The organism is Streptomyces sp. NPDC088762 (assembly GCF_044750905.1).
GTDB lineage: Bacteria > Actinomycetota > Actinomycetes > Streptomycetales > Streptomycetaceae > Streptomyces.
Map to the genome: position 1 here is coordinate 175,418 of NZ_JBIVKT010000013.1, position 19,020 is coordinate 194,437.

Genomic DNA, 19,020 nt, shown 5'->3' on the forward strand with positions numbered 1-19,020 from the left:
CCGTGCGCACGCTGCTGATCGACAATTACGACTCCTTCACCTACAACCTCTTCCACCAGATCACCGAGGTGAACGGCCGCGAGCCGGAGGTCGTCCGCAACGATGACCCCGCCTGGCGCTCCCGGCACCTCGCGGACTTCGACAACGTGATCGTCTCCCCCGGCCCCGGCACCCCCGCGCGCCGCGCCGACCTGGGCATCAGCCACGAGGTCATCGAGCGGGGCACGCTGCCGCTGCTGGGGATCTGCCTGGGCCACCAGGCGATCGGCCTGCTGCACGGAGCCACCGTGGGCCGCGCGCCGGAGCCCTGCCACGGCATCACCTCGCCCGTCCTGCACGACGGCCGGGGGCTGTTCGACGGGATCCCGTCGCCGATGCAGGTGGTCCGCTACCACTCGCTCGCGGTGACCGGCCTTCCGCCCGCGCTGCGGCCCACGGCCTGGACGCCGGACGGCATCCTGATGGGGCTGGAGCACCGCGACCGGCCGCTGTGGGGCGTGCAGTTCCACCCCGAGTCGATCTGCGCCGAGCACGGGGTCCGACTCCTCGCGAACTTCGCCGGCTTGACCGCGGCCCGCCGCCGTACGCCCGTCGCGCCGGCCGCGGCCCGAACGGTCCCTGCGCCTGTGCCTGGCCCTGCGCCTGCGCCTGCCCCTGCCGCCGCCCCCGCATCCGCCCCGCGGCGCCGCCTGCGGGTGCTCGTCGAGGAGCTCCCCGCCCCCGCCGACGCCGAGACCGCGTACGCGAGGGTCTTCCGGGACCGCCCCTACGCGTTCTGGCTCGACAGCAGCCGTACGGACACCGCCACGGGCCGCTTTTCGGTGATGGGCGACGCCTCGGGACCGCTGGCCCGGGTGGCCCGCGCCGACGTGTGGACGGGGACCGTCACCGTGGACTCCGCCGCCGGCTCCGAGGTCGTGGCGGGCCCCTTCCTGGACTGGATCGACCAGGACCTGCGCGGCATCGCCACCGACATCCCCGACCTGCCCTTCGACTTCGCGCTCGGCTGGACCGGCTACCTCGGCTACGAGCTCAAGACCGAGTGCGGCGGCGAGCTCGCCCACCGCTCCGAGGACCCCGACGCGGTGATGGTCTTCGCCGACCGGGCCCTGGTGATCGACCACCTCACCGACACCGCCTACCTCCTGGCGCTCGCGGACGAAGACCTCCCGGGCTCCGAGGCCGACGCCCGCAGCCGGCTGGCCGACATGGCCGCACGCCTCGCCCGCCCGGTCCTCCGGGCCCCTGCACCGGCCCCGGCGCCCGACCACCTCGGCGAGATCCGGCTGCGCCACGAACGCGAGGCCTACCTCGGGCTGATCGCCGACTGCCAGGAACTGATCGCCGCCGGCGAGACCTACGAGGTCTGCCTCACGAACATGGCGGAGGTCCGCGGCTCCCTCGACCCCTGGGAGGGGTACCGGCGGCTGCGCCGCACGCACCCGGCGCCCTTCAGCGCCTTCCTCCAGTTCGGCGAGCTCTCCGTCCTGAGCTCCTCGCCCGAGCGGTTCCTGCGCATCGACGGCGAGGGCCTGGCCGAATCGCGTCCCATCAAGGGCACCCGGCCGCGCGGCGCCACCGCCGCCGAGGACGCCGCCCTGGTCGCCGACCTCATGAGCAACGAGAAGGACCGCGCCGAGAACCTCATGATCGTCGACCTGGTCCGCAACGACCTCGGCCGCTGCGCGGTGCCGGGCTCCGTGGAGGCCGACGACATCTTCCGCGTGGAGAGCTACGCCGGCGCGCACCAGCTGGTGAGCACGGTCCGGGCCCGGCTGCGGCCCGACAGCAGCGCCGTGGAGTGCGTACGCTCCGCCTTCCCCGGCGGTTCGATGACAGGCGCGCCCAAGGTACGGACGATGCAGATCATCGACCGGCTCGAAGCCGGACCCCGCGGGGTCTACTCCGGCGCCATCGGCTACTTCTCGCTGTCCGGCGCCGCCGATCTGAGCATCGTGATCCGCACGGCCCTCGTCACCGGGGACCGGATCCGCTACGGAGTCGGCGGCGCGGTCATCGCCCTCTCCGACCCGGCCGCGGAGTTCGAGGAGACCGTCGTCAAGGCCGCTCCCCTGCTGGCCCTGACCGGCGCGCGGTTCCGCCACACGCGCGAGGACACGCTCAGGTCCTGAGCCCCCCGGCTCAGGTCCTGAGCATCCAGTCCCGCTGGAGGCGGGTGAGCTCGCCCGCCTCCAGCGCCTGGGCCACCTCGGCCATGCGGACCCCGAGCGCCTCCAGGGCGTCCGTCGCGCCCCGCCCCTCCCGGTGCGCGTTCAGCAGGGTGTCCCCCCTCAACTCCACCTCCCTGGCCGCCGTTTCGAACACCTCGGGCGGGGCGGCCTGCGCGGTGTTCCATCCGATGAGCGCCCCCACGTGCCGGGGACCCGCCGCGGTCCACAGCAGCCCGGGCGGCATGGCTCCCGCCGCCCGCAGGACCCGCCACCAGCTGCCGCCGAGCCGCTGCTCGCGCGCCCGGTAGATCTGCCGGGCCACCGCCAGGCTCGCCGTACCGTGCGCCTCGGCCGCCCGCATCTCCCGTACGGGTAAGGCCGCCAGGCGCGCGTTCACCTCCGCGTCGAGCGGGCCCACCGGTACCGAGGCCGTGGCGATGACCTCCGTGAGCGGCAGCCCGGCCTTGAACGCCCGCTCCAGTCCCCGCAGAACGGCGTCGAGCACCTCCTCGTACCGCTCGACCGAGAACACCAGGTCCGCGTCCACGCTGATGCCGAGCGCGAGGCACTCCTCCAGGGCGACGAGGCCGGCCCGGGTCACCGGAATGCGCATCAGGACGTTCGCCCGGCCCACCTCGCTCCACCCCGCACGGGCTGCGCTCACCAGGGCGTCCGCGTCGTGGGCGTACCGGGGGTCAACCGGCACCGAGACCCGCCCGTGGACGCCTTCACTCGCGTGGAAGACGCCCCGCAGCACATCGCAGGACCGGCGGACGTCCGCCGACGAGGCAACCGGGGCCGCGGGAGCCACGGCGCCCTGGAAGAACGCCGCGTCCACGCCCGCGGGATCGGGCCTCGACCCGGCGAGGAGTTCCACCCCGCTCCCGTCGGCCAGCCAGGGGGACACGCCCTCGGCCGCCAACTGTTTCAGCAGCCCCACTGCCAGTCGGCTCAACATGGGGCCGAGCGTAGGCCGCGCTCCCACCGGGTCACAGGAGCGATCCGCGTCAATGTCAAGTCGGGGCGTTCACCCCACTCGGCCCGGAGCCACCACCTCGGCCCAGACCGTCTTCCCCGGCACCCTCGGGGTCACGCCCCAGCCGCGCGCCAGCGCCCGTACGACCGACAGCCCGCGCCCGTCCTCCGCGACCCACGGCACGGCGGGCCCGGGCCCCTCCAGCGGCCCCTTCTCGCCGCAGGTGTCACTCACCATCACGCGCACCGCCCGCGTACCGTCATACGCCATCCGCAGCTCGAAGTCCCGCCCGGCCACGCGGCCGTGCAGCACGGCGTTGGCCGCAAGCTCGGCGACGACGAGCACGACGTCGTCGGAGAGCTCACAGCCGTACGGCACCCCCCAGAGGTCCAGCTGCGCCTGCGCCAGCCGGCGGGCGAGGCGGGCGCCCCGGGGCGTCGAGCTGAACCGCTGACTGAAGTCCAGTGCCATGTCACTCAATTCGGTCGTCACCTCACCGAGCGTGGTCGCGCCGCCGTACGCTTTCCAGTGGTCCCGGCGTGACGGTCATCCGCCGTAGGGCTCCCGACGTGTGCGTGTACGGCTTGTACGGACGAGGGCGGTTCACCGTATGAACGACCTGTCAGACCGCGAGGAGCGACCCGAGCGTCCGGCGGAGGTGGACGGCACGGCCCACCTCTTCCACACCGTGCGCAAACAGATCAAGGTGCTACGGGAGGCCGCCGGACTCTCGCAGAAGGAACTGGCGGGCCGCCTCAACGTCAGCGAGGACCTGATCGGTGCGATTGAGCGCGGGGTGCGGACCCCGCAGCCGGACCTGCTGGAACGGGCGGACAAGGTCCTCGGGGCGCGGGGGCTGCTGCTGGTGGCGATTCCGGACGTCAAGGAGGCCTTGAAGAAGGTGCGGACCCGGCATCCGGATTGGTTTCGGGATTACGCCACGGCAGAGGCGGCTTCCGAGGCCATCCATCAGTACGCACACCAAGGGGTACCGGGGCTTTTGCAGACGGAGCAGCACGCCCGCGAAGTGTTCACTCAGCGTCGACCTTTGCTGCATGAGGCGACGATCGAGAAGCGAGTGCAGGACCGACTGTCACGGCAGCAGATCTTCGAGCGCTGGCCGTCCCCCACGTTCAGCTTCATCCTCGACCAGAACCTGCTGCACCGGCAGGTTGGTGGCCCGGCTGTACACCGCGAGCAGCTCCAACGCTTCGTGGACATCGGTCGGTTGCGGACGGTGGAGCTCCAGGTGGTGCCGTTTGAACGTGGCGCCCACACAGTAATGGAGGGGTCGTTCACGCTGCTCCACCCGAAGGGCCGTCAGCAGATTGCCTACCACGAAGCATACGGACGCCCCAATCTGATCACCGACCCCAATCAGGTACGCATCATGGCCGAGCGCTGTGGGATCATCCGGGCACAGGCGCTCGCGCCTGACGAGTCCCTCGCCTTGATCGAGAAAACGCTAGGAGAACTCCGATGAACACCGCCGACCTGGCCTGGTTCAAGAGCAGCTACAGCGGCGGCGAAGGCGGCGAGTGCCTCGAAGTGGCGTACAACTGGCGGAAGTCGACCTACAGCACCGGCGAGGGCGGCAACTGCGTCGAGGTGGCCACCTGCCCCACCACCATCCACATCCGCGACTCCAAGGTGACGGCCGGGCCCCAGCTGGCGGTGGCGTCCGCCAGCTGGAGTGCGTTCCTGGCCGGAATCACCGGCTGAGCTGCGGTCAACCGGCGCCGTAGAGCGCGTCGATCTCCGCCGCGTACCGTTCCGCGACCGCCTTGCGCCGTAGCTTCAGCGTCGGGGTCAGCGTGCCCGCGGCGATGGTGAAGTCCTCGTCCAGGATCCGGAAGGCGCGGATGCGGGCCGGGCGGGAGACCGTCTGGTTCGCCTCCGCCACCGCCGTCTCGACCAGGGCCCGGACGGCCGGATGTCCGGCCGGGTCCTTGCCGAGGTCGATGCCCTCCCGCTCCGCCCAGGCCGTGATCTCCTCCGCGTCCAGGGTGATCAGGGCCACCGGGTGCGGGCGGCGGTCGCCGATGAGGACCGCGCGGGAGACGTAGCGGGAGCGCTGGACGGCGAACTCGACCTCCGTGGGGGTGATGTTCTTGCCCGCCGAGGTGATGATGAGTTCCTTCTTGCGGCCGGTGATGCGGAGGTAGCCGTCGCCGTCCAGCTCGCCCAGGTCGCCCGTGTGCAGCCAGCCGTCGGGGTCGAGGGTCTCGGCCGTCGCGGCCGGGTTCGCGTGGTAGCCGGGGAAGACCATCGGGCCGCGGGCCAGGACCTCTCCGTCCTCCGCGATCCGCACCTCGCAGCCGTCGATGGGCTTGCCGACCGTCCCGTAGCGGAGGGCCTCGGGGTGGTTGAGGGAGATGACGCCTCCCGACTCGGTCATGCCGTAGCCCTCGAACACCGTGATCCCGCACGCCCGCAGCAGGTCCATGGTCGCCGGGGCGATCGGGGCGCCGCCGGTGAGCGCCCATTTCAGGCGGCCCCCGAAGGCGCCCCGGACCAGGGAGTACAGCGTCTTGTCCGCCGCCTCGTACGCGGCCCGGAGGGATTCCGGCAGCCGCCCCTCCGCGGCCAGCACGCCCAGCCGTACCGCCTCCTCCAGGCGCTCCCGGCCGCCCTCCCCGGCCTCGGCCAGCGAGAGCACCACCGCGTGCAGCTTCTCGAACAGCCGCGGCACCGACGGCAGATGGGTGGGGCGTACGGTCCCCAGCTCCGCGAGCACGTCCTCGATCCGGCCCCCGAAGTAGCAGAGCTCGCCGCCCTCCAGCAGGGTCGTGAACTGGATGAGCTGGGCCAGCAGGTGCGCGAGCGGCAGGTAGAGGTACGTGGAGTCGCCCGGTCCGCCCTTGATCAGCGGGAGGGTGGCGTCCTGGATGGCGCCGAGGTTGCCGTGGGTGAGGCGGCAGCCCTTCGGCAGGCCGGTGGTGCCGGAGGTGTAGACGATCGAGGCGTCCGCGTCCGGGGTGACGGCCGCGGTCCGGGCGTTCAGGTCGGCCTCGGGGGCGAGCGGCAGTGCCGGCACCTCGTCCATCAGGACCACGGCCCGCAGGGCCGGCAGCCGGGCGCGCAGCGCCTCGACCCGGGCGGCCTGTGCCCCGTCGTCGCAGACGGCGACCACCGCCTCCGAGTCGGCGAGCACCCAGGCCAGCTCCTCCTCGCCCGCCGACGGATACACGGGCACGAGGACCGCGCCGGCCGCCAGCACCCCGAAGTGGGTGTACGTCCACTGCGGCCGCGTCTCGGCCAGGACGGCCACCCGCTCCCCGGCGGCGACCCCCAGCCCGAGCAGCGCGCGCCCGACGGCCCGTACCTCGGCGCCCAGTTCCCCGTACGTGCGGGTCTGCCAGGTGCCGTCGGGCGCCCGGAAGCGGAGGGCGGTCTCGGGCCCGTACCGTTCCTCGGTCCACTGGGTGAACCGCGCCAGCGTGCTCGGCCGTGCGTCGACGTCCATCGCATGCCCTCCCGGGAGTCGGTGACTCCCCGACGCTAGGCAGCCGGGGCGCGGCGGCGGCATGACCGGAAGCGTCAGGGGCGCTGGCCGCAGCGCTCAACCGGCGCTGCCGGGGCCGTATCGCGCGGCGGCCCGGAGGGCTACCGTCTGACCCATGGGGAGGCGGACGGTCACCGTGCACCACGTGCGTGCCGTGCTCGCGGGGGTCCGCGGGAGCGGGACCGACATCGTGCCGCTGCTCCAGGAGGCGCAGATCCCGCCGCTGCTGCTGGGCGACGACCGGGCGCGGATCACCCCGGCGCAGTTCGCCCGCCTCTTCCGGGCGCTGTACCGGACCACGCAGGACGAGTTCCTCGGCCTGGGCGCGGTCCCGAGCCGCCCGGGCACCTTCGCGATGATGTGCCACGCCTCGCTCGGCTGCCGGGACCTGGGCGCGGCCACGCAGCGGGCGGCCGCCTTCTACGGGCTGTTCCCGGGCGGGCCGGAGCTGGCGCTGGAGGTGTCGGGCGCGGAGGCGCGTTTCACCGTCCGCAACGACTTCGCCCGGGACGAGGAACGCTTCCTCACCGAGTGCGTGCTCGCGATCTGGCACCGGCTGAGCAGCTGGCTGATCGGGCGGCGCATCCCGCTCGCGTACGCGGCGTTCTCCTATCCCCCGCCGCCGCACAAGGACGAGTACGCCCTCCTCTTCGACTGCCCGGTCCGCTTCGGGGAGGAGCGCACGGGCGCCGCCTTCGACGCGCACTGGCTGACCGCGCCGCTCGTACGGGACGAGGCCGCCCTCGACGCGATGCTTCGCCGCGCCCCCTTCGACCTCCTCTCCCGGCCGGAGTACGGGACCACGGTCGCGGAACAGGTCCGCCGGACCCTGACGCAGCACCTGCGCGGCTCCCCGCGGCTGCCGGCGCTCGGCGAGGTCGCCGCGCGGCTGGCGGTGTCCCCGGCGACGCTGCGGCGCCGGCTGCAGCAGGAGGGCACGTCCTTCCAGCAGCTGAAGGACCACGTCCGGCGGGACGCGGCCATCGCGGGCCTGGCGGAGAGCGGCGAGCCGATCGCGGAACTCGCGGCCCGCCTCGGCTTCTCGGAGGACACGGCGTTCCACCGCGCGTTCCGCCGCTGGACGGGCACGACCCCGGGCGCGTACCGCTCCACCGCGGCGGGCTAGGGGGCGTCCGGGGCCCCGCCAAGATCCGGGGCTCCGCCCCGTACCCCGCTCCTCAAACGCCGGAGGGGCTGATTTTGCCTGCCTGAGTGCACGGGTGCGGGTACAAACGGCGCCGCGCCGGCGCCGGATTCGGTGGCTGGTGCCCCCGGTCAGGAAAGGTGAGCTGTGCGGTCAGCGACGTGCCGACCGGTCGGTCACTACCTTCGGCTCACCTGCCCCCCCACGGACCTCATCGGGAGAGCCGCCCATGCGAATCCGCAGCACCGCACTCACCACCGTGGCCGCCCTGGCCATCGCCGGCTGGATGCCCGCCGCCCGGGCCGCCGAGGCGCCGGCCTCAGCCCCAGGGGACATCGTCGCCGCGGCGCCCTCCGCCTTCCACCCGCTCCCCGGCCAGCCCACCAACACCAAGGCCTGGAAGATCCACTACCGCTCCACCACCGCCGACGGCGCCCCGAACACCGTCTCCGGCACCGTCATCGTCCCGCAGGACGGCCGTACCGGCCCGCGCCCCCTCGTCACCTACGCCGTCGGCACCGTCGGCATGGGCGACTCCTGCGCGCCGAGCAACAACCTCCCGTACGGCACCGCCATGGAGGCCAACCTCATCCAGCAGCTCACCCTGCGCGGCTGGGCCGTGGTCGTCACCGACTACGAGGGCCTCGGCACCCCGGGCGTGCACACCTACACCGTGGGCCCCTCCGCCGGGCACGCCATGCTCGACGCCGCCCGCGCCGCCACCCGCCTGCCCGAGGCGGGGCTCGCGGCGGACACGCCCGTCGGCATCATGGGCTACTCGCAGGGCGGCCAGGCCGCCGGCTGGGCCGCCGAGTTGCAGGGCTCGTACGCCCCCGAGCTGAAGGTCAAGGGCACGGCGGCCGGCGGTGTCCCCGCCGATCTGATGAAGGTCGCCGAGTTCAACAACGGCTCCTACGGCTCCGGCCTCATCTTCATGGCGGCCGCCGGACAGGACGCCGCCTTCCCCGAGCTGAAGCTCGACTCCTACCTCAACCCGGCCGGCAAGCTCCTGGTCAACGGCCTGAAGGAGGGCTGCGTCGCCATCGACGCCATCGCCGGCTCCTTCAAGCGGATCTCCGACCTCACCACGCGCGACCCGCTCGCCCAGCCCGACTGGCAGGCCCGTCTGGGCCAGAGCCGGCTCGGACGGACGGCCCCGGCCGCGCCGGTGTACCAGTACCACGCGCTCGGCGACGAGTTGATCCCGTACGGGGTGGGCCGGCAGCTGCGCTCCGACTGGTGCGCGAAGGGCGCGAACGTCGAATTCGACACGATCTGGGTCGGTGAGCACGTCAGCGGCGTGATCACCCACTCCCTGGAGGCCGGGAACTGGCTGGCGGACCGCTTCGCGGGCCGCCCGGCCCGCACGAACTGCTAGCCGGACCGTTCACTCGCCGGCCGGGCAGGACCGCGTCCCGGCCGGCAGCCGCCCGTCGATCAGGAAGTGGTTCGCGTACTCGCGCACGCAGGGTGAGGAGGCGTAACCGGTGTGCCCTTCACCCTTGTAGTCCACGATGACGGCCGAGCCGAGCCGTTCGGCCGTCTCCTCCGTCCACTCGTACGGGGTCGCCGGGTCGCCCCGGGTGCCGATCAGCATCATGCGCGGGGCGCCCGGGTGGTCGATCTTCCGGATGAAGTCGGTGCCTGCGGGGCGCCCGTAGCAGGCGAGCACCGTCATCAGCTGGCGCGGCCCGAAGACCTTCGAGACCTTGGCGAACTCGTCCTGCAGATCCACCAGTTCCTTTTCTATGGCCGCCGGAGCAGCCGTGTCCCTGGACCGGTCCGGGTCGTCCGCGCAGCTCACGGCGGCGAGGGCGGCCTCGCCGTTGTCCGCGGGCACGGTGCCGGGGCCCTGGCCGGCGGTGTCCTGGTCCACCGGGCCCGGGTCGGCCGGGCCGCCGAGCTGGATGAGTCCCACCGGATCGTGGTCCCGCTCGGCCATCGCCAGCGCGTCGGCGAGATCGGGCCACGTGCTCTTGGCGTACAACGCCTGGCCGATGGCCAGGACCGCGTCCTGCCCGGTCACGTACGAACCGTCGTGGCCGGTCAGCGGCTGCTCGTCGAGCCGCTCCACCAGGGCCTCGACGCCCTCCCGGGCGGTGCGGGTGTTGGTCCCGTAGACACAGTCCTCGCTGCGGACGCACCAGGCCAGGAAGTTGTCCAGCGCCCGCTGCTGGCCGCGCGCCGTTGCGAGGGCCTGCTCGGCCAGCGGCTCGCTGAGGGTGTCCACGCCGTCGAGGACCATACGGCCGGTCCTGCCGGGGAACTGGGCGGCGTAGACGGCGCCGAGCCGGGTGCCGTAGGAGAAGCCGAGGTAGTTGAGCTTGCGGTCGCTCAGGGCCTGGCGGATCAGGTCCAGGTCGCGCGCGACGTTGACGGTCCCGATGTACGGGAGGACGGGCCCGGAGGCCAGCTCGCAGCGCCGGGCCACGGCGCGCAGGGCGGCCAGCTGCGCGGCGGCGTCCTCGCCCGCGTCGCCCTCCGTCTCGGACTCGGTCTCGGTCTCCTGGGAGCCGCCGCAGGAGACGGGCTCGCTGTGGCCGACCCCTCGGGGGTCGAAGGCGACGAGGTCGTAGCGCTCCCCGAGGTCGGCGAAGAGCTTGGGGTCGGCGGCGAGGTTCGCGATGCCCGGGTTGCCGGGGCCGCCGAAGTTCAGCAGGAGCGAGCCGAGGCGCTTCTTGCGGTCGCTGGCCGGTATCCGGGCCAGCGCCAGCGTGACGGTGCCCTTGGCGGGGGCGGCGTGGTCGAGCGGCACCTTCAGGGTCCCGCACCGCATGCCGGCCGGCACGGGCTTCTCGGGGCAGACCCCCCACCGGATCGCGTCGCCTCCGGGCGGGGGGCCGGGCGCGTGAGCCGGTGCACCGCCGAGCCCGGCCAGGGCCAGCACACAGGCGGCGGCAAGGGCACGGGAGCGCGTACGGGGCCGTATGCGGGGATGCGATCGGCTGCGGGTACGGGGCACTGCACCCTCCTCGGGTGACCCCCCGGACCAGTCAGCCCACCATAAGCGCCCTCCGGCCCCTCCGCCCGCCCACCTCTCGCCCCCGCCGGCGTTCGAGGCACCGAAGCCGAATCCAGCCCCGCCGGCGTTTGAGGCGCGGGGTCCGGGGCGGAGCCCCGGGAAGCGGCGCCGCACCCACCCACCCGGCCGAGCCGAATCCAGCCCCGCCGGCGTTTGAGGCGCGGGGTCCGGGGCGGAGCCCCGGGGGCCGGTCCCCGCCCCGGGGTCAGGGCTCGCGCGGGGCCCCGTACAGCTCCTCCACCTCCCGCGCATAGTCCCGCAGGATCGCGCCCCGCTTGAGCTTCAGCGACGGCGTGAGATGCCCCCGCGCCTCCGTGAAGTCCCCCGGCAGGACGGTGAAGCTGCGGATCGACTCGGCGCGGGAGACCAGCCGGTTCGCCTCGTCCACCGCCCGCTGGAGGTCCGCGCGCAGTGCCTCGTCCCGTACCAGCTCCCGCATCGGCACCCCGGTCTTCTTGTGCATCTGGCGCCAGTGCTGCAGCCCCTCCGGCTCCAGGGTGATCAGCGCGGTGATGTAGGGCCGGTTGTCGCCGACCACCATGCACTGGCCCACCAGCGGGTGGGCCCGCAGCCAGTCCTCCAGCGGGGCCGGGGCCACGTTCTTGCCGCCGGAGGTGATGATCAGGTCCTTCTTGCGGCCGGTGATGGTGAGGTAGCCGTCGGCGTCGAGCTCCCCGATGTCACCGGTGGCCAGCCAGCCGCCCGGCGGGACGGCCTGGGCGGTGTTCCAGTAGCCCGCGAAGACGTGCCGGCCGCCCAGCAGCACCTCGCCGTCGTCGGCGATCCGTACCGCCGTGCCCGGGAGCGGCCAGCCGACCGTGCCGAGGCGGGGCCGCTGGGGTGGGGTGACGGTGCTGGCGCCGGTCGTCTCCGTGAGCCCGTAGCCCTCGAAGACCTCGATGCCGGCGCCGGTGTAGAAGGCGGCGAGCCGGCGGCCCAGCGGGGATCCGCCGCTCAGGACGTACCGGACGCGGCCGCCGAGCGCCGCCCGGATGCGGCGGTAGACGAGCGGGTCGTACAGCGCCCGCGCGGCGCGCAGTCCGAGCCCGGGGCTCTTGCCCTCGGCGAGTTCCCCGTACCGCCGGGCGATGCGGGCGGCCCGGTCGAAGGACGAGGCGCGGCCCATCTTCTCGGCGGTGGCGCGGGCGGTGTTGTAGACCTTCTCCAGGACGTAGGGGATGGCGAGGAGGAAGGTCGGCCGGAAGCCGGCGAGGTCGGCGAGGAGGTCCTCGGTGCTGATGCTGGGGGCGTGCCCGAGCTTGACGCGGGCCCGCAGGCAGCCGACGGCCACCATCCGGCCGAAGACGTGCGACAGCGGCAGGAAGAGCAGCGTCGACGCCGGGTCCTTGCTGACCGACTTGAAGACGGGGTGCAGCAGCTCCACCGCGTTGTCGACCTCGGCGAAGAAGTTGGCGTGGGTGATCACGCATCCCTTGGGCTGACCGGTGGTGCCCGAGGTGTAGATCAGGGTCGCGACGGAGTCCGGCGTACGGGCGGCCAGGCGGTGGTGGACCAGCGCGTCGGGCAGGTGCTCGCCGGCCTTGACCAGCCGGGCGATCGCACCCGTGTCGAATTCCCACAGGTGCGCCAGCCACGGCAGGTTGATCCGTTCGGCGCTGATGAGGCGGGCCTGGGCGGTGTCCTCGACGGCGCAGGCGACGGCGCCGGAGTCGTGGATGATCCAGCGCGCCTGGATCGCCGAGGAGGTCGGGTAGATGGGCACGGTGACCAGGCCGGCGGCCCATCCGGCGAAGTCCAGCAGGGTCCACTCGTAGGTGGTCCGCGCCATGATCGCCAGTCGGTCGCCCTCGCGCAGGCCCTCCGCGATGAGCCCCTTGGCGACGGCCAGCACCTCGGCGGCGAACTCGGCGGCCGTGACGTCCCGCCAGGAGCCGTCGCGCTCCTTGCGGGCGAGCACGGGCTCGCCGGGGGCCTGCCGGGCGTTGTCGAAGGGGATGTCCCCGAGGGAGCCGTGCCCCGGCACGGCCGCGAGCGCGGGCACCCGTACCTCGCGCACCCGCCCGTCGACCACGGTCTTGACGGGCTCGACGGCGACGGGCTTTCCGGGCTGTGAGGACCTGACCAGGCTGGATTCGGCTGCCACGGCGCGTTCTCCTCGGTTCGACGCAGTGTTACCGCCGGTAATTTACGGACCCGGGGCCGCGCCTGAACACCCCCTGGAACCCTTCTTCACGGACGCTCCACGCGGCCGCCGCACTCGGGCGGCGGCCCGGACCGGGGGCGGGAGCCCGCCCGAACCGCTGTCCGAGCCGCCCTGGAGATACGCCAGGAGGGCGGTCAGGCGGGACCCGGGACCCGCGTACCGAGGCCGCCACCCCTTGTGCGTCTTTAGTAGGAGAAGGCCACGCCGTGCGTCGCCGCGATCGTGCCGCTGGCGTATCCGTCATGGATGTTGAGCGGGTTGCCGTCGACGTTGCGTACCTTCAGCGTCATGCGGATCTGCGTGCAGCCCCCGAGCTGGGACCGGGTCATGCGGAGGGTGTTCGTCACCGTCTGGTGGTGCTTCGCGTTGGTGATGTTCCACTGCGCCACCGGGCTCTTGACCGGTTCGCCACACAGCGCGCCGTCCGGGTTCCGGGGCTGCGCCTCGACCCAGGTCTCCGCGCGCGTGTAGGTGTAGGCATCGGTGCCGCCCGGGCAGATTCCGGAGCCCGCCGCGCAGGTCGACAGCGCCGCATCCTGGTAGACCACGATGTTGTCGCCCCCAGCCGGGGTGTTGGTGGAGCCGCTGGTGGAGACCGTGGTGCCGCGTTCGACCACGGTGCCGCTGCCATCGAGCAGCGTCCAGCGGGACATCGCGGAGTAGGCGGCCCTGGCCAGTTCGGCTCCGGCCGGGACGCGCATGGTGACGCTGCGGCCGTTGGCGATGATCGAGGAGTACGAGACGATCGACAGGCGACACGTGTAGCTGCCGTCGGCCGGGGCGATGAAGAGCCAGCGGAGCCCGGCGGTCAGCGAGGCCTCCCCCGGCGGTACCAGATTCGCCGCCCAGTAGGCACCGCTCTCGGTCCCGGTCGGCAGCGCGGTGCCGTCGGCGTTGCGGCAGCGGATGGCGAAGGTGTTGCCGATGTTGTCACCGGACGAGAGCGCGGGGACGGGCTCCGTGGAGAAGTACCGGGACCACAGGAACGACCTTTCCCCGGCCGCCGCGTCGAACGTGATGTCCGTACCCGGCACGTCCTTGTACGTGTCGGCCTTCGGGGTCACCTGGTACTCGAAGCCCGCGGACGCGGCGTCGGCCGGCGGGGCTCCGAGCACGGAACCGCCGAGTGCCAGGACGAGCGCGCAGGCTGCCACCGTCACCGCCCGTCGTATCCCCGCGAAGCCCCCGACTCCTTTCGATGCCCAGCGTGTCAGCCTCATCGCTTCCCCCTCGTGCCGCGTCTGTCCGCCCCCTTGGCGAGGGAGGATCGAGCGACACAGTGCCACAGAGTGGTCGGAGGCGGTCCACCCGGTGCCGCGTCCGCTCGGGCCGGTTACCGACCGCCTCCGGCCACCGCTTGCGGGCGGTGAACCGCCTTGCCGAAGCGGCCTCCGAAAGCCCTGAGCCGGGCCGCCTGCGTCAGCTCGCCCCTTGAGCACGCCGGATCGCGGCGCCCCGCGAGGCACTGGCGAGGGACACCTCCGCCCAGACCGCCTTGCAGGGAACCGGCCCTTCCCGTACGCCCCAACGGTTCGCGAGGGCTTCGACCAGAACGAGCCCGTACCCCGCCTCGCGGATCTCCGGGATCCGGTCACCCCGGGGGTCGGTCACCTCGATGAGGAGGGATTCCGGAGTGACCGAGAGCGCCAGCCGGAAGTCTCTTCCGGGGACGCGCCCGTGGGTCACCGCGTTGGAGGCGAGCTCGGCCACGATCTGCGCGGGCCCGGTCAAGGGGAGTCCCCAACCACGCAGTTGTTCGACCGCGAGCAGGCGGGCGAGCCGGGCCGCCGCGCGGGGTGGCGGAGAGCTGGACGTGGAAGTCGACGAGTTGAAGAATCACGTCACTCAGCGTGTCCGTCCGTGCGTACCGTGAGAAGGTGGCCACCACCCCCGCCGCCGTAGGACACCCGCCTCCCCCACCTCACCATCGGCCCCCACGCATGGGCCGGGTTCGTGGCCCACGTGTCCGGCATCTGACCCTCAGGCACGGGTGCAGCCGTGCACCCGCTCGCTGTTTGGACGTCCGCAAGACGTTGTCGTACTCCCCTTCAGCCGTCGGCCGTGGCCCGCGCCGCCCGCCCGGTGGGGCCACCACGGTAGCCGTGCCGTGGACCTCAGCGCGTTGCGCCACACCCGCATCTGCGCTGACGAGCGCATCTCCCGTACCCGTATCAGCGCTCCGCATGACGGTAGTTGAGCGCAATCGATCGACTACCGGGCGTTTTTGACAGACTGTTGCGGAACCTTTCGTTCATCTTTTTCGTCTCCGCTTCATGTCCTGTAACCAACTCTCCAGGTGACACATGTCGTTCGACGCGGAATGGGCCCAGCACAAGGCTGCCGCGCTGGCCGGGGCGGAGGCGCCCGCCATGCGGCTCAATCAGGTGGCGCCCGAGGCGGGCGGCAGCGGCAGCGCCGCCGGCAGCCTGCTCGCCGGTGCCCCGTCCATCAACGGCAACGCCAACCTCCTCATCGAGATCGCGGCGCTGTTGCACGAGGGCCGCCCCGACGGCGACGCGAGCACCATGGCCCGCGCGCCCCGCGCGCACGAGGACGTCTCGGCGGAAGCCCTCCGCTTCGCCCGCTTCGCCGACGACCAGTTCAAGGACACGATCGCCCTCTTCGCCGGCCTCGCCACCCGCCTGAAGACGACCGGCACCGGCTTCGCCACGGTGGACGACGGCACCGCCCGCTCCTTCCTCGACCGCATCGTCGACGAGGGCACGTACGTGAAGCCGGAGGCCAAGTGAGCGGCTTGAGTTACCGCCAGGACGTCGAGTTCCTCGAGGAGTGCAACCCGGCCCTCGTCGAGCGCAACGCCGCCGAGTTCCGCCGCCTGCGCGATCTCCTCGTGCAGGTCGAGGAGCCCGCCCGGCGGGCGGAGACCCGTACGCAGTGGCAGAGCGACGGCAGCCACACGTACACCTCGCGCCTCGCCGAGGCCCGCCGGCTGGTGACCCACATCGCCGAGGGGTACGACAAGGCGGCGAGCGCGCTGCACGCCTACGCCTCGGCCCTCACGACGGCCAAGACGCACTACGGCAACGGCAAGCGCGCCGAGCGGGCCCTCGCCGCGCTCATCGGCACGAAGGGCACCGCGATCACCCGTACGGCGCAGGAGGCGGAGCCGATGCGCCAGTGGGAGGACATGCGGGCGACGACCGGGTTCCTCGACGGGCTCGCCGAGCTGACGATGGACGTGGACGACATCCGGGACGAGGCGAACCGGCTCCACGACGACGCGGGCGGCAACTTCCGGCTGGCGAAGACGGCCGAGCAGGAGGCGCGCAACACCTGCGTGCACGCGCTGAAGCAGGCGTACGAGCTGCTGCCCGAGTTCACGGTGAAGGGCGGCGGCAGCCGGCCCGACCTGTACGCGGCGATGGCGGACATCCGCCGGGAGGCGCAGGAGGCCCGCACCAGCCCGCTGACCCGCCTCCCGGGCGGCGGCCCGAAGCGGGAGATGACCGGCCCGGTCGGCCCGGACACCCTGATCTCCCCGCAGCTGCGGGACATCCGGATGAAGGTGGCGGCTCTGCCCGGCGAGGCGGCCGACACCTACTGGATTCCGAACGTCACCGACGGTATGCGTGCCGACTGGATATCCCAGAACCAGGAGATCCTTCGCGCGGCTGCCGCACACGCGGGGGTGCCCGAGGACCTCCTCGCGGGTGTGGCCTGGCAGGAGGTCGGAGGCTACCAACCAGGCATCGCCGACGACATCGTCGGGGCGCTGCGGGAACAGGCCGAGGCTCCTTGGGGGTTGAGCCCGATTGCCTCGCAGAACCTGCCGGACCGGATCGGCGGCAAGTCGGACGAAACCTCTTACGGTCCCATCGCGATCCAGCTGCGGCGCGGTGCCGAGGTACTGGGCTACGATCCCGAGCACCTCACCGACAGACAGCGCGGCATGGTGGAGCAGGCGCTCCAGGACCCGAAGGAAAATGCCTTCATAGCCGGGGCCTACCTGGCACAGATCAAGGCGGAGACGAGCTTCGCCGACGTTCCCGCGGACCAGCTGACCGAGGCCCAGAAGCGGGAGATCGCCGCACGCTACAACGGCGGCCCGTACTGGGACCTGGACAAGGCCCAGGGTTACGGTGACCGGTTCGTCAACAACCTCGGGCAGGCGAAGGAAGCGATGCGATGAGGTTCCGGCGCGAGAGCATCGACCTGCCCGAGGACCGGGGCTGCCTCCAGTGGGTGCTGGGCGTTCCGCTCGGGCTCTTCTACGTCCCGGCGGCGTACTTCTGCGTCCTCATGCTGATCGGAGAGGTGCAGCCGGGCGACGATCGCGTGCGCGCGGAGATCGAGTCGGCCGCCCATGTCGTGTTCGCCATCTGTGTCGTCGGGCTGCTCGTCTCCCTGCTCCCGCTGTACCGCCGGACCATGGGCCTGTGGTGGCTGCTCCCGCCGGTCGTTCTGGGGGTGATCGCATGGGTGCGTATCGCAACGCTCGGATGAGGCTCCCCCGGGAGAACGCATCCCGATCACTACGCCGTGAGCGCCGCAGCCCCCGCCCGGACGGGGGCGGGGGCTGCGGCGGGTGCGCCTGGCCGGAGGGTCAGGCCGCGGCGGCGACCGGGGCCGGGGTGGGGGCCGGCTCGTCCAGGGAGGAGGCCGAGGCGGAGGCGTAGGCCTCCTTGTCCAGGATTCCCTCACGGGCCGAGACGATGACCGGGACCAGGGCCTGGCCGGCCACGTTCGTGGCGGTGCGCATCATGTCCAGGATCGGGTCGATCGCCATCAGCAGGCCGACGCCCGCCAGCGGCAGGCCCAGCGTGGACAGGGTCAGCGTCAGCATCACGGTGGCGCCCGTCAGACCGGCCGTCGCCGCGGAGCCGATGACCGAGACGAAGACGATGAGCAGGTACTCCTTGATGCCCAGCTGCACGTCGAAGATCTGCGCGATGAAGATGGCGGCGAGGGCCGGGTAGATCGCGGCGCAGCCGTCCATCTTGGTGGTGGCGCCGAACGGGACGGCGAAGGAGGCGTACTCCTTCGGGACGCCGAGGCGCTCGGTGACCTTCTGGGTGACCGGCATGGTGCCGACCGAGGAGCGGGAGACGAAGGCCAGCTGGATGGCGGGCCAGGCGCCCTTGAAGAACTGCAGCGGGCTGACCTTGGCGACCGTCGCGAGCAGCAGCGGGTAGACGCCGAACATGACCAGCGCGCAGCCGATGTAGATGTCGGCGGTGAAGGTCGCGTACTTGCCGATGAGGTCCCAGCCGTACGTGGCGATCGCGGTGCCGATCAGGCCGACGGTGCCGATCGGGGCGAGGCGGATGACCCACCACAGGGCCTTCTGGAGGAGTACCAGGGCGGATTCGGCGAGGTCCAGGACCGGCTTGGCCTTGCTGCCCAGCTGGAGGGCGGCGATACCGGCGACGACGGCGAGGAAGACGATCTGGAGGACCTTCAGCTCGGTGAACGGCGTGACGATGTCCGTCGGCACGATCCCGGTCAGGAAGTCGATCCAGGAGCCGGTCTTCTTGGGGTCCTTGCCGTCGGCCGCGGTCAGGCCGGTGCCGGAGCCGGGGTCGGTCAGCAGGCCGATCGCGAGGCCGATGCCGACCGCGATCAGCGAGGTGATCATGAACCAGAGGAGGGTGCGGGAGGCGAGGCGCGCCGCGTTGTTGACCTTCCGCAGGTTGGTGATGGACACCAGGATCGCGAAGAAGACGAGCGGGGCGATGGCCAGCTTCAGCAGCTGGACGAAGATGTCGCCGACCTTCTCCAGGGTGGTGCCGAGCCAGCTGATGTCCTGGCTGCGGGCGAGCCAGCCGAACAGGACGCCGAGCACCAGACCGGTGATGATCTGGGCCCAGAAGGGGAATTTGAACGACGAGGCCTTGGCGGGGGCCTGGGGGGTCGCGGACACGGACACTCTCCGGGGGGAAGACGCGCAAAGAACTGGCGGGAACGGTTCTGCGGTGGATGGCGCTGGTGGCGCCGGGTGGCGCTGGTCTGGCGGTGCGACAGCCGGAAAGGGCCGGCCGGGACCGCTGCTGTATCGATTCAGCTCAAGACTCGACAGC

Annotated in this window: 16 protein-coding genes; 8 read left to right on the forward strand and 8 right to left on the reverse strand. The window is 72.3% G+C overall.

Annotated features, from left to right (window positions below):
* Positions 1 to 2 precede the first annotated feature (2 nt).
* Complete coding sequence (gene pabB, locus ACIP5M_RS26630; protein WP_401201422.1) at positions 3 to 2,132, forward strand: aminodeoxychorismate synthase component I; 2,130 nt, start codon at positions 3 to 5, stop codon at positions 2,130 to 2,132.
* Positions 2,133 to 2,142: 10 nt separating this feature from the next.
* On the opposite strand, the gene ACIP5M_RS26635 is transcribed toward pabB, so the two are convergent.
* Entirely contained in the window at positions 2,143 to 3,129 is a 987-nt protein-coding gene (locus tag ACIP5M_RS26635; protein WP_401201424.1) for a transaldolase family protein, read from the reverse strand.
* 69 nt (positions 3,130 to 3,198) lie between these two features.
* Complete coding sequence (locus ACIP5M_RS26640) at positions 3,199 to 3,618, reverse strand: ATP-binding protein (protein ID WP_401201496.1); 420 nt, start codon at positions 3,616 to 3,618, stop codon at positions 3,199 to 3,201.
* Positions 3,619 to 3,757: 139 nt separating this feature from the next.
* On the opposite strand from ACIP5M_RS26640, the gene ACIP5M_RS26645 reads away from it, so the two are divergent.
* Together ACIP5M_RS26645 and ACIP5M_RS26650 are read left to right on the forward strand one after the other, a co-directional pair.
* On the forward strand, positions 3,758 to 4,630 hold the full coding sequence (locus ACIP5M_RS26645) for a Scr1 family TA system antitoxin-like transcriptional regulator (RefSeq protein WP_401201425.1): 873 nt from the start codon (positions 3,758 to 3,760) through the stop codon (positions 4,628 to 4,630).
* Positions 4,627 to 4,869 carry a DUF397 domain-containing protein gene (locus ACIP5M_RS26650; protein WP_401201426.1) on the forward strand — a complete coding sequence of 81 codons (243 nt, stop codon included), beginning with the start codon at positions 4,627 to 4,629 and terminating at the stop codon, positions 4,867 to 4,869. Before ACIP5M_RS26645 ends, ACIP5M_RS26650 begins: the two co-directional genes overlap by 4 nt.
* A gap of 7 nt (positions 4,870 to 4,876) precedes the next feature.
* Here ACIP5M_RS26650 and ACIP5M_RS26655 read toward each other — a convergent pair whose 3' ends face one another.
* Positions 4,877 to 6,613 (reverse strand): AMP-dependent synthetase/ligase, encoded by a 1,737-nt coding sequence (locus ACIP5M_RS26655; protein ID WP_401201428.1) that lies wholly within the window; start codon positions 6,611 to 6,613, stop codon positions 4,877 to 4,879.
* Positions 6,614 to 6,767: 154 nt separating this feature from the next.
* Here ACIP5M_RS26655 and ACIP5M_RS26660 point away from each other — a divergent pair, with 154 nt between their 5' ends.
* Together ACIP5M_RS26660 and ACIP5M_RS26665 are read left to right on the forward strand one after the other, a co-directional pair.
* Positions 6,768 to 7,778 carry an AraC family transcriptional regulator gene (locus ACIP5M_RS26660; RefSeq protein WP_401201430.1) on the forward strand — a complete coding sequence of 337 codons (1,011 nt, stop codon included), beginning with the start codon at positions 6,768 to 6,770 and terminating at the stop codon, positions 7,776 to 7,778.
* A 247-nt stretch (positions 7,779 to 8,025) separates the two neighbouring features.
* A complete protein-coding gene (locus ACIP5M_RS26665) occupies positions 8,026 to 9,174 on the forward strand; it encodes a lipase family protein (RefSeq protein ID WP_401201431.1) in 1,149 nt (382 codons plus the stop codon).
* A 9-nt stretch (positions 9,175 to 9,183) separates the two neighbouring features.
* Here the strand turns inward: ACIP5M_RS26665 and ACIP5M_RS26670 are convergent, their stop codons facing one another.
* The 4 genes from ACIP5M_RS26670 to ACIP5M_RS26685 form a co-directional block, all read right to left on the reverse strand.
* Entirely contained in the window at positions 9,184 to 10,551 is a 1,368-nt protein-coding gene (locus tag ACIP5M_RS26670) for an alpha/beta hydrolase (RefSeq protein ID WP_401201433.1), read from the reverse strand.
* Positions 10,552 to 11,023: 472 nt separating this feature from the next.
* On the reverse strand, positions 11,024 to 12,922 hold the full coding sequence (locus ACIP5M_RS26675; protein ID WP_401201434.1) for an AMP-dependent synthetase/ligase: 1,899 nt from the start codon (positions 12,920 to 12,922) through the stop codon (positions 11,024 to 11,026).
* Between the two features lie 245 nt (positions 12,923 to 13,167).
* Positions 13,168 to 14,142 carry a hypothetical protein gene (locus tag ACIP5M_RS26680; protein ID WP_401201436.1) on the reverse strand — a complete coding sequence of 325 codons (975 nt, stop codon included), beginning with the start codon at positions 14,140 to 14,142 and terminating at the stop codon, positions 13,168 to 13,170.
* 259 nt (positions 14,143 to 14,401) lie between these two features.
* A complete protein-coding gene (locus ACIP5M_RS26685) occupies positions 14,402 to 14,713 on the reverse strand; it encodes an ATP-binding protein (protein ID WP_401201438.1) in 312 nt (103 codons plus the stop codon).
* Between the two features lie 572 nt (positions 14,714 to 15,285).
* On the opposite strand from ACIP5M_RS26685, the gene ACIP5M_RS26690 reads away from it, so the two are divergent.
* From ACIP5M_RS26690 to ACIP5M_RS26700, 3 genes are read left to right on the forward strand one after another with little or no spacing between them, the layout of a single operon-like run.
* Positions 15,286 to 15,732, forward strand: coding sequence for a hypothetical protein (locus tag ACIP5M_RS26690; RefSeq protein ID WP_401201439.1), 447 nt, complete (start codon positions 15,286 to 15,288; stop codon positions 15,730 to 15,732).
* A complete protein-coding gene (locus ACIP5M_RS26695; RefSeq protein WP_401201441.1) occupies positions 15,729 to 17,132 on the forward strand; it encodes a hypothetical protein in 1,404 nt (467 codons plus the stop codon). The genes ACIP5M_RS26690 and ACIP5M_RS26695 overlap by 4 nt, the downstream gene beginning before the upstream one ends.
* Complete coding sequence (locus ACIP5M_RS26700; protein WP_401201442.1) at positions 17,129 to 17,446, forward strand: hypothetical protein; 318 nt, start codon at positions 17,129 to 17,131, stop codon at positions 17,444 to 17,446. Before ACIP5M_RS26695 ends, ACIP5M_RS26700 begins: the two co-directional genes overlap by 4 nt.
* Before the next feature lie 100 nt (positions 17,447 to 17,546).
* On the opposite strand, the gene ACIP5M_RS26705 is transcribed toward ACIP5M_RS26700, so the two are convergent.
* Entirely contained in the window at positions 17,547 to 18,863 is a 1,317-nt protein-coding gene (locus ACIP5M_RS26705) for a dicarboxylate/amino acid:cation symporter (RefSeq protein ID WP_401201444.1), read from the reverse strand.
* Positions 18,864 to 19,020: the final 157 nt, after the last annotated feature.